Genomic DNA, 16,576 nt, shown 5'->3' with positions numbered 1-16,576 from the left:
CCGCGGCCGGTCTCCTCGGCGATAGCCACCTCCTGGGCGAGTTCGCCGAGCAGATCGCGGGGTCTGTCGAAGGCATGGACCGTGTGGCCCGGCGGCGGAATGATTTCACCGTCGGGCGCATAGCAGACAGCGCTGACAGTGGCGAGCTCACGCCGGGCAGCAGGCAGGAACGGATGCGCCTCGCCGGTTATCAGATCCACCCAAGTGATGGTGAGCTCAGGATCGGCATCGACAATGGCGAGCAAGCCATGTCCACCGATACCGGTTTCCGGGTCGATGTTAGGACTGGTATAGGTGTGCGCGACAAGAGCTCTGGCGCCGGGCCCAAAGCTACGGATCTGCTCGGCAATGATGCCGTGGGCAATGTCGGCGTCGGCACCGTAATCATGTAACGGTGCGCCCGCACTGAACTCGACCCCCAGACGCGACATCCCCCGAAGTGCGGCGGGCGGCGGGACCGTGATGTGCCGGCTCCCATTACCCCTATGGCCACCATGACCATACTTGATCGCAGCAAGAGTCACCGGAATACACCCATTATCAGGTAAGGCGTCGCGGTGTGGATCAGCGGACGCCGGGCCGGTAGGACGCTGGTATACGCCGGTGCCGTCGGCGGTTACCGAGGCCGGGTGTTCGGGTAGTGGTGTGATAAGCGCAAGGAAATCATCCTTACCGAGTTTACCCCGCCTGACGATCCGATTAGCTTCGGCTACCGCCCGCCTTTCCCGCTCGTTAAATGGCCCTACAAAAGCCGCGGGGTTCGCGCTCACCTTCTTGATGCGCTCCAACAGCCTCGGTTTCATCGATTCTACCGAGGTCTGAGTGATAGAAACTCCTTCACGCACGAGTTGGCTGTGGACATCCGAAGATTTCGTTTTGCCGTTGGCAAGGCATCGGAGAATCTTGTTGTCCAGGCTCCACTTCGGGCCAGGCGCCGCATTCGGAAGTGCTGAGACGTCGCGATCGTCGATCAGGTACAGGTCATAGGCGATAGCCAAGATCGCCGCACGGGCACGTTTCAGTCTTTGGGTAACGCTCAGCGCGTGTGCATCAATCCCGAATTCTGTGTATATCCTGTTCAGCGCTTGGTTCACCTCCCGCTGGGCAGTCAGCGTGCTCCTGAAACCAGTTTTGTTGGTCAGCATGCGATGGTTGCCGATGTCTGCGGCTACGCTATAACCAGCGGCGAGATACTGAAGTACTTCATACTCCAGGGATCCCCCTGTGATCGTGTGAGACTGAACAATCGGCGGGCTGATCGGACCTCTGGGGATGGTGTTCTGGTCGAGTTTTCCCTGTTCGTTGGCTTTGTTCGCGATATCGGCGCTGTGGGCGAAGGGGTTGGCTAGCAGGGTGAGGGTGAGGGTGAAACCGAGGTCGTGCGCTGCGGTGATCAGAATCGTTTCGAGTGCTTGGTAACTAATGTTGAAATGGGTGGCGATCTGCTGGTTTTTGTAGCCTCGGATGACGAGGTGCAGGACCTCTTGCTGCATGGATTCCAATGTGATTGGGGATTCGGGTTGTGAGATCGGGTGGGCATGGGATTCGGTGGCATCGCGCAACGGCTCGGTGAATCGGGTGGCGACGGATCGGCCGTCGGGGTAAGTCGGCCCGGCGAGCGTGCTGGAGGTGGGAAGTTCGACGAAAATCGTGGTGATATCGGGGCCCGGAATATTGCTGTGGCCGGGAGCGAGTTCACGGGCGTCGTCCTCGAAGTTCTGGATGTGCCCGTCTGCCGGATCCCAATGCGGACCCGGTGGCAGATCGACCATCAAGTCGTCGGTATCCAGGGCCGGCTCGTGGATGTGTTGAGAGTTGCCTGGTTCGCCGACGGTCAGTGTGGTGTCGGGTTCGGGGGTAGTCGGAGATTCGGCGTCGTCACGGAATGGGTTGGTTGATTGGGTGGGGGCGTCGCTCGCTGCCTGAGCCGGTCGTTCGGGTAGCGGTGTGACGAGTGCGGTGAAGAGGTCCTTGCCGAGTCTTCCCTGCCTGACGAGTATCTGGGCATCGGCCACTGCTCTCCTGGCTCGCGCAGCCCTGGCGGCCGTCGTATTCCTACCGTTGGGAAGAGGCTCGGCGGACACACGGAGACTCTCGATATGTATGAACAGGTTCGACCTATGAATATCTATTGAACCAGTGGGTACGGTGGAGTCCAGCCGTAGGAAGATATCCGCGGTGTCGACGGTGCCTTCGACGAGACACTGGAAAACCTTGTTCTCCTGGGATAACTCCGGCCTGGGCGCGCTTTGTGCAAGTGAATTGATGATGTCAGGGCGGAGCAGGTTCCGGTCGTCGCCGATGGCCAATGTCTTCGCAGATTTCTCGCCCGGGTTGTTTCCGAGTCGAGTTGTTCCGAGCTTCGTGTTCATTCTTCGCGCTGCGCTGTTCACCGTTTCCAGAGTGATATCGGCAATTGTTTCGCCATTTGCGCAGTGGTCGAAAATGGATTTGTTCGAGGTGTAGCCCGCGCCGCGGTATTGGAGCACGTCACCTTCTAGACCGCTCAGACCCCTCGTTGGTCGTGGACTGGATGGCAGGTCATCGGGAAGGTTGTGGATGGCACTGTGGTCGAGTTGGCCGGTTCGGTCAGCCGTCATGGCGATTTCGGCGCGTTGCATGAACGGGTTGGGCGCTGGCTCGAGTCGGAGGTCGTGCGCAGCGGTGATGAGGATGGTTTCGAGCGCTTGGTACGTGATTCCGAGGTATTCGACTATTTGCTGGTTCGTATGTCCTTTGATGATGTGCTGGAGGACGGTCCGCTGTTCGGGTATCAGTGCGGTGGAGCTCTGCGGTCCGGTCGGTGTTTCGGCGCCGCCGCGAAGTGGCGAGGTCAACCCGATAGTGCCGCCGCTGCGCACCAGACGACCCGACAACTCCTGGCCCGGCGGCGGGACGATCACAGCATCTTCCGGCGAGAAGAGAACAGCGGGAACGTCTTGCAAATCCGGCAATAGACCCGACTGATACTCGTAACGATAACTGACCCACTCGCCATCGGCACCGACCATCTCTTCATCGACCCATACAACGCCATCGTCATTCGTCAATAGATACGTGTGCGCACCTACCGCGATACCGTCGATGGCAGTGCCGTGGGTCTGGACCTCATCCACGATCAACGCCGTCGAACCCGAACCGAGGAGAATGAGCTCTTCCTCGATTTTATCGTGATCTCGGAACCGCTGGAACAGTCCGGGAATCACTCTCCGGAAATCCTCCTCCGACACGCCGCGGAGGCCTATGACCGGATCTACCAAAAAGCCGACACCCGCATTGGGATGACGCGCACGCAATCGTCGCAAGGTACGCGGCGCACATTCATTCTGGCCGGGTATCCGTACGACGAGTGCGGTGACTGTGTCTCTGTGGAGCTTACCTTGGCGAGCCTGCCTGTTCGCTTCGGCGATCGCTCTCATTTCCCGGCCGGCCAGGGGCCCGTTGTTTGCGCCGAATTGCTTTAGCAGATTGGACTTCGTGGCTGATACTGAGTTCAGCGAAGTGCGCGGACGAATGGCCTTGATGCTATCGAAGATATCCGTACGTCGGGTGATGCCCGCGGCGAGGCGCTGGAGGACCTGGCTCTGCATTTCCAGCGGCGCCCTTGGTGCACCTCCGGCGAGTCTGTCGATGGCGCTCTGATCGAGCATGTCTCTGTCGTGGGCGATGGCGAGAATGGCCGCGAGATGCTCGTCCAGATCGAGTTTTTTGTCGATTCCGAGCTTATCGCACATGTTGGGCAGCGCTCTCCTGACTTCGTGCCCTGAATCACCAGTTGTTTGGCCGAGCGATCGCCGGTGACGGCCGATTTCCTCGGGCTGGGTATAGCCTGCGGCAACGTAATGGAGTATGTCGAACGGTAGATCGTCCAGTTCGATCGGGGAGGTTTGGAATGGTGGTGGGTCCGGGATTGTGTCGATGATATTCTGGTCGAGTTTATCTGCCTGCTTGGCTTTGTCGGCGATCTCGGTGCCCTGGGAGAAGGGGTCGGGGTTATAGGGGAGGTTGAGGTCGTAGGCTGCTGTGAGCAGTATCGTTTCGAGTGCCTGGTAGGTGATGCCGAGGCGTTCGACAATTTGTGTGTTGTTGTATTTCTTGATGATGTGGTGGAGGACGTTCAGGTAGATATCGGCGCCGTCTATTTCCATCGCGTCGGGAGATTCGCCGAGGTCGGACCCGCGCGCGGCCGTGGGGCCGGCAGGGCTGTGCTGCTGGCCGCTGTCGTGAGTCACCACCGGGGATGGTCGTGCGAGTGGTGTGCTGGCCAGGTCCGGTGCCTGGTGGGCGGTGCTCGGTCCGGCTGATGCCTGGTGACTGGTGTCGGCGTGTGCACTGCTGCCGTCGGTGGATGGCTGTCGGCGTGCAACCCTTGCGATCCGGTTGCCGTTCTCGTCGTGGAGCAAACCCGCGTCGATCATCCTGTCGGCTTGCATCACCCCCCTTCTGACCGTGGCTCCCGCCGGCTGACCAGGAATGGCCCTGATGCCCAATTTGTCTCTGATGAGATATTCTCTGTTTCTCATCGCTCTGCTCAGCGTGACGGGTATTCCGCGGTCGCGGTGGTAACGGACTATATCGTCGTTACCGATGTGGCCCGCCTGGAGACTCTCGAGTATGATCCGGTATTTTTTATCCAGCTGGACGGCAGCGTCGGGTAGCGCAGGCAGCGGGTGTGCGGCGATGATGTCGTTTTCGAACTTCAGCAACTCGCGGCGGGCTTTGTCGACGGCGGTTTTGTCGATCAGCTGCCATCGAATTACTTCGGACATAGCAAAATTGGGTTCGACCCCGAGCCTGCTGTAAGCGCCCTCGCCGTCGCCGGCATTCATGGCGTTATTTACTTTCTGCGCGTTAATTCCAGGAAATTCTGGTAGGAGCCGGGCGGCGATGTCTTCGCTCTTTTCCCAGCCCGCGGCCTTTTGTTCGAAGATCGCTATCTGGCGGGGGGTGAGTTCGGGGCCGGGGATTCTTGTGCTGTAGGGGATGCCGGTGGAGTAGGTGCCGTGTCGGTAGGTGTGGTTGTCGGGGTGTTGTTGGAGGTGGTGGATTTGCTGGCCGGGGGTGGGGTTGGCGGTGAGGGTGGTTCGGTTGGTGCCGTGGTGGACGTCGATGTTTGTTTTGGTGTGGTCGGTGGCGGGGTGGAAGGCGAAGGGCAGGCCTGGGTGGGTGGTGGAGCGGTTGTTGGTGGTGCCGCCTTGGCGGATTGCGGCGATTTCTTGGTCGAGTGCTTCGTTGGCGAGCGCTTCGTCCGCTTCGCCGCGTGACGCGAGGTCGGTGAGAGCCGCGGCCTCGATGCGGTCGTTGGTGATGAGGCGGACGTAGCTTTGGCGGTTTTGCTCGAGGTGGTCGGCGATGCGGTTGCGTAGTTGCTGTTGTTCGTCGGTGTTTTTGATGTGGAGTATGTGAGCGATGGCGGTGATGGGTGAGTGGTGTCCGGCGCTCCAGTGGGCGGGGGTGGGCGCGTGGATGGTGATTTCGGCGTCAGGGGCGAAGTCTTTGTTGAGGCGGTCCAGGAATTGGGGCACATGCATAGGTGTGGTGTGAAATTCGATTATGCCGTGGGCCCGAATGGTGGCGATCGCGCCCCCGAGGTGAATTCGAGTGTTGGCGGGCAGGGTGTTGCGATGGATTTGGTGGTGGAGGTCGGCGACGGTGGTGCGGGAAGTGTGGTGGGTTTCGCCGAGTAGACGCCACCGGAGGGCCTCGTTCAGGGCCGACTGGCGGTCGGAAACTCCGAACCTTCCATACATCCCGCCTTTACTGGAGCTCGTCGCATCCTTTATTTTCTTCGTTGTCATGTCACGGTACGCGGTGACTTGTTTGAGGCGATCATTGATGTCTTGTGTTGTTTCCCAGCCTGCCGCGCGGTGTTCGAGGATTGCTTTCTGCAGGGGGGTGATGCGGGGGCCGATGATTGTTGTGGTGTAGGGCAGATCTTTGAAATCGATGCCGTGTCGGTAGGTGTGGTTGTTGGGGTGTTTTTGGAGGTAGTGGATCGGTTGACCGGGGGCGGGGTTGGGGGTGAGGGATTGTCGGGTGTTGCCGGGGTGGGTGAATTGGATGTTTGTCGCGGTGTGGTCGGTGGCGGGGTGGAGTGCGAAGGGCATGCTGGGGTGGGCGGTGGAGCGGTTGGCGGTGGTGTGGCCGTTGCGGATTGCGGTGATTTCGGTGTCGAGTGCTGTGTTGCGTAGTGCGGTGAGGTGGTCGCGGATTGCGGCGGCGCGGATGTTTTCTTGTTGGATTCCGGTTTCGGTGTGGCGCGTGGAGTTGGTGAGGAATTGGAGTTGGGCTTGGTTTTCTTGGGTCAGGGCGGCGTCGATTGTGTCGTTGGTGACGAGTTGGATGTAGTGGTTGCGGTTGTTTTGCAGGTGGTCGGCGATGCGGTGGTGCAGTTGTTGTTGCTCGTGGGTGTCGTTTATGCCGAGTGTGCGGGCGAGTGTGGTGATGGGTGAGCGGTGTACGGCGCTCCAGTCGGTGGGGGTGGGTGCGTGGATGGTGATTTCGGGGGTAGGCAGTTTTTTGAGGTGGTCGAGGAATTGGGGGCTGGTGAGGGTTTTTGGTCCGGTGGGGGTGTCGAGTCGGATTGTGCCGGTGATGGTGGCGGTTGTGTTGTCGGGCAGTGTGATTCGGGTGCCGGTGGAGAGGGTGGGGTGGTGGGGTTGGTTGGTGTATTTCTCGATGGTGGTGTCGGTAAGTTCGGTGACGGAGGTGTGGGTGGTGGGTCCGGAGGTGTCGGGTGTTGGGGGTGCGGGGTGGCGGATGACGGCGGTGTGGGTGCGGGTGTTGATGTAGGAGGTGACCAGGGCTAGGGCGGTGTCGCCGTAGATGGGATCGCCTGGGGTGGCTGGGCCTGGGGCGCGGTGGTCGTGGCCTTGGGGGAGTAGGCCGTGGTTGGGGGTGACGGTTAGTTGGATGGTTTCGTGTTCGCTGTTGAGGTAGATCTCGGTGCCGATGGGGTAGCCGTCGGTGCGGCCGGGGGTCAAGGTGAGTGCGAGAGTGGGGTCGGCGAGCAGTATTGCGGGCTCGTCGAACACCTGGATCCGCCTGGTGCCTGGCGCTGGTGGAGCCGTGGGCCAGGCTCCTCCTGCCTGTGCGATGGATGTCTGTGCCCGGTCGGCGTTGTATGCGGACGACTGCGGCGGGCCCGAAACACCGCTTTCCAGGGGTACGAGGTCGAGGGTGGGTTGTGGTTCGGCGCCGCCGCGGAGTGGGTTGGTGGATTGGGCGGTGCGATGTTTGGTGGTTTTGGTGGTGAGCGGCTGGCCGTTGGGGTGGATGGCGATGTGGTAGTGCCCGCCGCCGATGTTGTCGCGGAATAGTGGGTGGGTGGGGGTGCCGGGGGCACCGTGGTGGAGGTGGTGGGTGGTGCCGTCGGGGTGGTGGATGTCGAGGTTGAGTTCGAGGGTGTGTGCTAGGGCGGGGAGGAGGAATTCTGCTGCGGGGTCGGTGTATTGGGTGTCGAGGAGGAGGTTTTCGAGTTGGTCGCTGAAGACTGCGTTGCGGAGTCGGGCGTAGGTCTTGGTGCGGTCGGCGGGTGAGTACCCGGGCATGAAGTGTGTGGGTGGGTTGGGGGGCATGAAGCCGTTGAGGGTGTTGGCGCGGTTGAGGTAGGCGGTTTCGACGGCGCGGGCGCGGAGGTCCAGGTGCGCGTCGGGGTCGTTCATGCCGACTACGCGGGCGATGGCGTGGAACATGCAGTTGCCGTCGCCTGGTTGTGATTGCCAGAGTCCGCCGCCGGGCGGGTGAATGTTGTTGATGTGTGGGCGGACGGAGAGTCTGGTGGTGCGCCGGGTCGCGCCACCTCTGAGGGGCAGTGTGCTGGTGGGCCGTGACGAGCTGCCGTCGGTAACCGGTGCGGTGGTGGCGTCGCGGGCGATGCGGTTGCCGTATCCGTCACCGGTGACGGCGAGATCGGGGCTCGGCACCCCCGTGGGACCGGTTCGGTCGAAGAAACGGCGGGCCTCCCCGACTGCGGACTGAGCTCGGCGGGCTTCCCTGAACGCGGACAGCGCATTGCGCAGTCGCTGGACGCTCGCGTCGTGCGGTGCGCCGTCTTCGCGCGAGCGCCCGTCCGATTGCGCCGGGTTGTGATAGTCGGCCCAGATGACCACCGCGGCGGCTTGATCGGGGTTGCGGCGGGTGGCCGCGGCGTACTGCTCCATGCCGCGGGCCAGGTCGCTGGTCATCGAGGTGACTGCGGTTTCGAGTCCGGGTACGTGCCAGGACACCGCCGCGGCAGCATCGATATCTCCGAAGCTGATCACTGCCGCACCGTGTCCGTCGAACGCGTCGGGATCGGCCTCGAGCAGATGAATCGGTGGGGCGGTGATGGATTGTTCGGCGGCGACCAGCATCGCGTCGAGTTCCGCCTCGTACAGGGCGATCAATAGGGCGTCGAGATTACTTCGCCGCCGCTGCTCGAGCTCTGAAAGTTCCAGCTCACCATTCAGTCTGGTCAATTCGGATCGGACATAGCTCCGGTTGAGCATGTCCCTGACCTGGGCCGGGATACCGTCGGAAGTACGCAGGCCGGGGTAGTCGATCACCAGGCGGTGTTGGTAATCAGCCGACAGAGCGGCGAAGTCCAGCGCGTTCCACCACCCCTGCCCGTGTGTGATCCACCAGGCCGCCGCCTGCTGGGTCTGCTGAAGCACGCCCATCGCCGGGCCGGTCTTGCCGAGCCCGGCCGGGATGCTCGGCGGCACGATCCGGTCACTCTCCGACTCGGGCTCTGGATGCGCCCACAAATCGAGCTGTAGCGAAGGGCGAACCTTCCTGAAGTCCCTGGCCGCCAACTGCCGCACCCACGCGGAAAGCTCGATGGCCCGGAGTCTCAGATTTCGGCGCTCGATGTCGATCCTGTGCTGGACCGCCGGAGAATGCTGGCCTCGGCTCGCCCGCCTCTGCAACACCGAGGACCAGGTGCTCAACGCCAGCATCTGGCGTTCGGTCTCCGCGGTCTGCCGGTCGAGTTCGCCGATCCGCTCTCGCACGGCACCGTCGAGGCCGCGGCCGGTCGCGGAGCCATCTGCCCTTCTCTCGAAGTTGAGGCTGAGAACGAGACCTCGGCGGCGCTGCCAGTCGAGGAAGTAGTCGTTGATCCTCGGCTCGGGTTTGTAATGCCCGCTGTGGTCGGTCATCACGGTCAGTACTCCGTTTTCGACTACGATGTAACCGGCGGCGGTGACCGTATTCGCGGCAAGGAATGACGAATGATATTGCACCAGATGCGACCTGCCCGCGTACCAGTTGCCGAATTCATCCGCCACGAACTTCGCACCCTCCGGTGCATGAAACAGTTGGCCGTCGCGTGCTCGATACAGTCGGCCGTCTGGACCGACGAATATCCGGTGCTGTTCGCGTTCTTCCAGGGACATATAATGAATTTGTATATTGACCGTGTTCGGGTAGAGTAGTGAACTCCTGCGATCGACCACCCTGCTCTTGCGCGAAAGGCCCCACTTCTTCCTTCTGCCCGGCAGGGCCACATGCCGTGCTCGAATCGGCCGCCTCTCCCCGATATATTGTGCCTGGAACGCCGCACCGCCCAGCAGTGGAATCTGCTGAGATGCAAGTACCCGATCGTACGGGGGCGGAACATTTTCCATCGGTATCGTGTCGATATCCGACCCCGTGGACGGCTCGAGCGGCGGCCTATAGGCGAACAGTGAACCGTCCGTGTTCACCCCTATCGCGTATCCCTCCTCAGCGGACCACTGCAAGTATATGGTCGGCCATTTCGGTTGGCCCGTTGAACGAGTCGGCGGCCCGACCACATATTCCACAACGAGATTCGTGCGATAAATATCGCGCGCCAAGGTCAGCAATTCCTGAATTGTCAGGTCGTTGTTGGGAGCGGTACGGCGACCGAAGTCGATCGATGGATTCCGCAGATTCTGGACAGCCTGTTCCAACCTGTGCATACTCTGCTGCGAGAACCAATTTTTGTAACGATCCCGTCCGGCCTGTTCCGCCTGCCACCACCGCTGAGCGGCCGGATCCGGTTGCCCGGCCACCCACGTGTCGAATCGCTGCTGCCGGGCAACTTCGTTGGTCCCGGAGGCCGCCAACTGCTCGGAAATAAAGGTTCCCCCGTATGTCCGGACATTCCGCTGCAGCTGATCGGCGAACTCGGTGCGCACCGCCATCGCGTCGGGGAGGTTGAAAACCTTGGCCAGTGTGGTGAACAGCGGATCCCGCTGCGCGGCTACCGATACCCACTCCGACGGCCGGTGTGGCGCGGGGCCCTGCCGTGGTACTGGCGCCGGTTGCTGAGCCGGCACCGCCGGACCGGGATAGGTCGTCGCTGGTCGCGGCGCGGCTTGCTGTCCGGTCGGTTGTTCGGCGCCGCCGCGGAGTGGGTTGGTGGGTTGGGTGGTGTGTTGTGTGGCGGTGGGGCTGGTGATGGGTTGGCCATTGGGGTGGATGGCGACGTGGTAGTGGCCGTCGCCGGTGTTGTCGCGGAAGAAGCTGTACGTGGGGGTGCCGGGGGTGCCGTGGCGGAAGCGATGGGTGGAGCCGTCGGGGTGGTGGATGTCGAGGTTGAGTTGGAGGGTGCGGGCGAGTTCGGGGAGGAGGAGTTCGGCGGCGCGGTCGGCGTATTGGGCGTCGAGGAGGAGGTTTTCGAGTTGGGCGGGGGTGGCGTCGCGGAGTTGTTGGTAGGTGGTGGTGCGGTGTTGTTGGTAGGCGTTGTGGCGGTCGGCTTCGGCGAGGTGAGGTTCGAAGTGGGTGGGCGGGTTGCCGGGCATGAAGTGTTCGGGTGGGGTGGGGGAGGTGTAGTCGTGCAGGGTGGTGGTGCGGGTGCGGTAGGCGGCTTCTACGGCTTGGGCGCGCAGGTCCGAGTGGGCGTCGGGGACGTTTGGTGTCGCGGGGTCGTTGCGTGTGTTGGCGTCGTCCATGCCGAGGACGCGGGTGAATGCGTGGAACATGCAGTTGCCGTCGCCGGGCTGTGATTCCCAGAACCCGTCTTCGGGTGCGGGGATGCCGTTGATATGTGAGCGGCGTACGGGTCCGGTGTTGTGCTGGGTGGCGCCGCCCCCGAGGGATTGATGTCCGGCGATGGGGTCGGTGAGGTAGCTGCCGTCGGTGATCGGGGCGATGGAATGCGGGCCTTGGCTGGTTGTGCCGGTGTCGTGGATCCCGGACTCCCCGGTAACTGCCGGTTCGTCCAGATCCATTAGGTCATCCCACGGTTGACTTGCCGGTATCGCGGGGTCGATTACCGCGGCAGGCAGTTCAGGCAGCGGAGTCGTCAGCGCAACGAAGACATCCTTGTCGAGTTCGCCCTGTCTGACGAGTTCAAGAGCAAGGGCGACGGCTCGCGCCGCCCGCTCGGCCGTCGCCGCCTCCTCTCCGGCGGGAAGCGGCTCGTGGACCGCGCGGTAGCCCTCGATGCGGTCGAGTACGACCTTCTTCCGATCCACTATCGAGCGCTGATTTGTAACACTGTATCCAGCTTTCTCCAAATATTCGTGGATATCCGAAGTGCTAGTTTTGCCGGAGGCAAGGCACTGGAGGATCTTCTTTTCTAGAGGCCACGGTGAATCGAGTACTTCTTGGGCAAGTCTGTTGATGGAATCCAGATCGAGCAGCTTCCAGTCGTGGGCAATGGCCGAGATCGCCGCACGATTCTCACCAGGATTCACTCTATTTCCGAGCGTGCGAATAAAATTGAAATTAGCGCGCACGTCACGTCGACGTCCGTCTATGGAATCCGTGGTGAGACCAGTAGTTTTTCCAGTGCGTATGCGGTGTTCCACAATATTGCGGGATGTGTAATCGCCTGCGGCATCGTAATGGATTACTTCGAGTTCAAGGGGCGACGGCGTTTTCGGGCGAGTTCCGGTGAACCGGAGATGCGGAAGGTCGTCGATAGCATTCTGGTCGAGGTGGTTTTGCCGGTGGGCCGTGCGGGCGATTTCGTCGCGTTGGATGAAGGGGTTCTGCTCGGGGGTGAGGTTCAGGTCGTGGGCTGCTGTGATCAGTATCAGTTCGAGCTTTTTGTAGGTGATACGGAGTTGTTCAACAATTTGCTGGTTGTTGTGGCCCTTGATGATGTGGTGGAGGACGTCCTTCTGTTGGGGCGTCAGTGGGTTGCCCGGGATTGTTGTGGTGTAGATATCGCCGGTGGGTGTGGTCGCGTATCGGTAAGTGTGGTTGTCGGGGTATTGCTGGAGGTAGTAGACGGGTGCCCCGGGGGCGGGATTGGCGGTGAGGGTGGTCCGGCTGCCGTCTAGATGGGTGACGACGATGTTGATTTTGAGGTAGTCGGCCGTGGCGACGAGGCGGAAGGGCAGCCTGGGATGTGTGGTGGAGCGGTAGCCGGTGGTGCCGCCCGCGCGGAGTGCGGCGATTTCGTTGTCGAGTGCGGCGGCTCGTTCGATGGCGACGCGCTCAGGTAATTCACTCCGGCCGGATTCATCGCGGATCGTGTCGATGTCGTCGGTGGTGATGCCGTGGATGTGATTGCTGTGGTAGGCGTCGAGGTAGTTGGCGAGGTCCTCGCGGAGCTGCGGAGGATCGAGGCCGGTGCTGGCGAGAGCGGCGATCGGGTCGTCATAATCGCCGCTCCAGTCGGTGGGGGTGGGTTCGTGGATCGTGACATCGGAGGTGCCGAGGCTGCGGACGTGATCGAGGAATTCGGTCGGATTGACGGACTGATGGAGTTCGAGTTTGCCGTCACCGCGGACGGTGGCGGTGGTGTTGTCGGACAGTTGCAGTGTGGTGCCGGTGAACAGGGTGTTGTGGCTGAGCCGGTAGGTGAGGTCGGCAAGGCTGGCGCGCCCGGATGGGTTCGCCGAGGGGCGGTGGACGGCTGCGGTGGTGGTATCGCGATCTTGGGCATCGAGGAAGTCGAGGATGCCGGTGCCGTAGCGAGTGGGCCAGTAGAAGGTGATTAGGTTGTCGTTACTGCGGTATACGGGGGTGATCGCGTTGGGGCCGGTGACGAAGAGCTGGAGCCGTTCACGGAGATCGATACGGGTGCCGAGTGGGTAGTTGAGGAATTCCTCGCCGCTATCCTCGGCTAGTTCTATTTCCAGGCCGAGGTCTCGGCGGAATTCGTCGGGGTCGTTGAAGACCCGGATGCGGTCGTCCGCCCGGGTGTCGTCATGTGGGAGGGCGATGCCGGTCAGCTGTTCCACGAGCGTGGCGACGGCAATTTCGTTGATCGTGCCCGGATGGTCGGTGCGAGCGACGGCGACGGCCGCCGCACGCCTCGCGGCTGTGGACTGGTCGGCCCGGGCCGGAACGTCGAGCGTGTCGAACAATCTTTCGATCGCTTTGTCGACCGATTTATCCGTGCCGGTGAACTCCTCTTCCCGGAGGTATCTGATCAGCGAGCCCCTCTCGAGGTCGCGGCCGATATCGACGGCTGCGGCATAATATTCGAGCACTCGCATTGGCAGGGACGGCAGCTCAATAGGCGCGTAAGCGATCAGCTCTTCCACGAGCGTGGCGACGGCAATCTCGTTGATCGTGCCCGGATGGTCGGTGCGAGCGACGGCGACGGCCGCCGCACGCCTCGCGGCTGCGGACTGGCCGGACCGGGCCGGAACGTCGAGCGTGTCGAACAATCTTTCGATCGCTTTGTCTACCGATTTGTCCGTACCATCGAACCCTTTTTCTCGGAGGCGTTTGACTATAAAGCCCCTGGGGAAGTCGCGTCCCATATGGACGGCTGCGGCATAGTATTCGAGTACTCGCATTTGCAGGGGCAGCAGCTCGATAGGCGCGTACGCGATCAGCTCTTCCACGAGCGCGGCGACGGTAATTTCGTTGATCGTGCCCGGATGGTTGTTGCGGGCGACGGCGACGACCGCCGCACGCCTGTCGGCCGAAGACTGGTCGGCCCGAACATCGAACTTGTCGAACAACCTTCCGATCGCGTCGTCGACCGATTTGTCCGTACCATCGAACCCTTTTTCTCGGAGGCGTTTGATTACGAAGCCCCTGGGGAAGTCGCGTCCCATATGGACGGCTGCGGCATAGTATTCGAGCACTCGCATTTGCAGCGGGGGCAGTCCGATAGGCAGGCCGATGGTGTCGGGGCCGAGGCCGAGGGATTTTTGGTTGTCGAGTATTGCTGATGGTTCGGTGGCGTCGGGTTCGGCGGTTTGCGTGGGATCGGAATGTGTTGTGCTGGTTTGTTTTTCGCTGTTCAGTGGGGTGATCGGTATGGGATGACCGCCGTCGAGGGTGATGAGGCTTGCGTAGATGGTGTCCAGTTCGGGTTCGGATTTGCTGCGGTCTTCGACCGTGAGGTTGCCGTGTTCGTCGGTGATGGCGTAGTGGAGGTGGCCGCCGATGTTGTATTTGCCGATGGGGGATTTGTAGGTGCCGATGATGATGGCGACGGCTGGTTTGTGGGTGTGCAGGAGGTCTTCGACGTAGGTGTAGCTGGGGTATGGGTGGACTGGTGTGCCGATGAAGGCTCTGGTTGCGGAGAGCAGGTGCCCTTCGGGGCCGGTGTATTCGGGGATGGTGATGTAGGTGCTGCCGGTGATGTCGCGGACGGGAGCGAGGTTGCGTGGGACGCATTGGTTGAGGTGCGTGGTGGACTGGTGGAGTGTGGCGTGGCCGATGCCGGCTTCGGAGTCGGCCGGTGCGGGGCCAGTGGGGTGTTGACTGCTGCCGGTCGCCGCGGCACCGGCAGGCAAGCCCGACCCGTGCCAGGCCGACGACCCGTCCCCGGTCCCGCGTTTCCGCAGCGCCTTGATCCTGTTCTTGTCCAGACGCCCCTGCCTACGGAGCGCCGGAACGAGCCCTGCTACGGCCTCCCTGAAATTTTCCACTCGTCCGCTCGCAACAAAATCAGGTTCGTCCATGGCTACCGAACCGGACTTCACCCACACACTCCGCAGATAACGATCCAGCTCACCCGGACCAAGCCTCAACTCGTCCTCGATCGTCCCGAAGTCGGTCCCCGCGGCCTTGTACTCGAGTATCAGCCGCTCGCCCGTCGACAAATACACCCACGACGGAACAGGTCGCGTCGACGACAAGTCGATATCTATTAAATCCTCGAGCTCCGCATCCTGCTCCCGCTCTTGTTCCTGCTGCTCCCGCTCCCGTGCAGTCTGCTTCAGAACCCGAAGCGAACCTGACAGATTCCCGTTATCGAGATGCACGCCATATATCTCGAACAGTCTTTCCAAAATCCCGGGCACAGCATCAGTGTTATCGCCGATAACTATTCCGATCTCGGCATAGTCGAGGTTGTCGATATCGGTGGCGAGGATTTTCTTCTCGTTGTCCGACAGGTACCGCGACCGAGGTGGAACCAGCGCTCGAGCCTGCTCGCGATTCGGAAGACCGAACTCGCCAGCCGCCAGCAAAGCCGCAGCCAGATCGACAGCACCAAGTTTCTGATACACCGGCAGGAGGCGCTTACGTATCGTTTCTGCGGATACCCGGTGATCGTGCACGGAGAGGGCGAGCGCCGTTCGCCAGTTCTCATAACCGGCGGCGGCGTAGGTCCAAACTTCCTTCTGGGAGTCTATGAAGGGTTCGGTCGTGGGTTTGGGTGGCACGACTTCTAGGGTGTGAACCAGCGCCGGGTGCTCTGCTACGGCCTCTTTCAAAGCCCTGGCAGCGCTCTCTCGACTCCCGGTCGACGGGACGCCGAATACTCGATTCAGTCCTCCCACAGTTCTCCGCACCGATGCGATTTCCGCATTTTTGTCCGCGATTTCGGTGTGCTTACCGAGCTCTTCGACAATCTGGGTGAAGTCGTAATCCGCGATGACGTAGGGTAGGACGGTCTTCTCGCGGGCTGTCAAGTATTGCGATGGATGCGGTACTCGTTGCAAAGCTTGCTCCCGATTCGGAAGCCCGAACTCATCCGCCTTCGTCAAAGCGGCAGCAAAGTTACGCACCCCGAGTTGCGGATATATCGGCTGGAGGCGCTTGCTCAGCGTGCCGGGCGCCACCTCGATACCTTGCGCCCGGAGAGCGCGCGCGGCACGTGGACCGTCGTAACCGGCGGCAGCATATAGCCACGCTTGCGTCTGGAGTTCGGAAAGCCCAGAGCGAGTGGTGCCGACGGGCGGATACGCGGTGGAGTCGTGTACGGGTGGACGAGGTTCTGCCACTGCCGCGGCCGTCGACGAACCGTCTCCTGTCCAGAGGCTGCGCAGTTCCTGGATCCTGGCGTTATCCAGACGGCCCTGCCTGGACAACGCCGGAACGAGTCCAGCCACCGCCTCCTGAATATCTTCCTCTCGTCCGGCTGCATCAAAATCCGGTTCATCCATGGCTGCCGAACCGGACTTCTCCCACACACTCCGCAGATAATGATCCAGCTCACCCGGACCAAGCTCCAACGCGTCCTCGATCGTCCCGAAGTCGGCCCCCGCGGCCTTGTACTCGAGTACCAGCCGCTCGCCCGTCGACAAATACACCCACGACGGAACGGACAACGCCGACAACACATCGATGTCCATCGACTGCGCAAAGTCCAGATCCTCACTCTGTATCTGCGCAGTGAACTTCAGAACCCGAACCGAACCCGACAGATCCTCGTTATCGAGATCCACGCCATATATCTCGAACAGTCTTTCCAAAATCCCGGGCACAG

The 16,576-nt window shown here is 61.6% G+C and carries 1 protein-coding gene (cut by both window edges); it reads right to left on the bottom strand.

All 16,576 nt of this window come from inside a single coding sequence — locus ABZ942_RS15940, C2 family cysteine protease, on the bottom strand. Of the gene's 62,007 coding nucleotides, 13,606 precede the window and 31,825 follow it; the stretch shown corresponds to coding positions 13,607–30,182 — codons 4,536 (partial) to 10,061 (partial); the first complete codon in reading order (the gene reads right to left) occupies window positions 16,572–16,574. The start codon and the stop codon both lie outside this window.

The sequence above is a fragment of the Nocardia sp. NPDC046473 genome, from assembly GCF_040645995.1.
GTDB lineage: Bacteria > Actinomycetota > Actinomycetes > Mycobacteriales > Mycobacteriaceae > Nocardia.
This window is presented reverse-complemented; position numbering and strand designations above follow the sequence as displayed.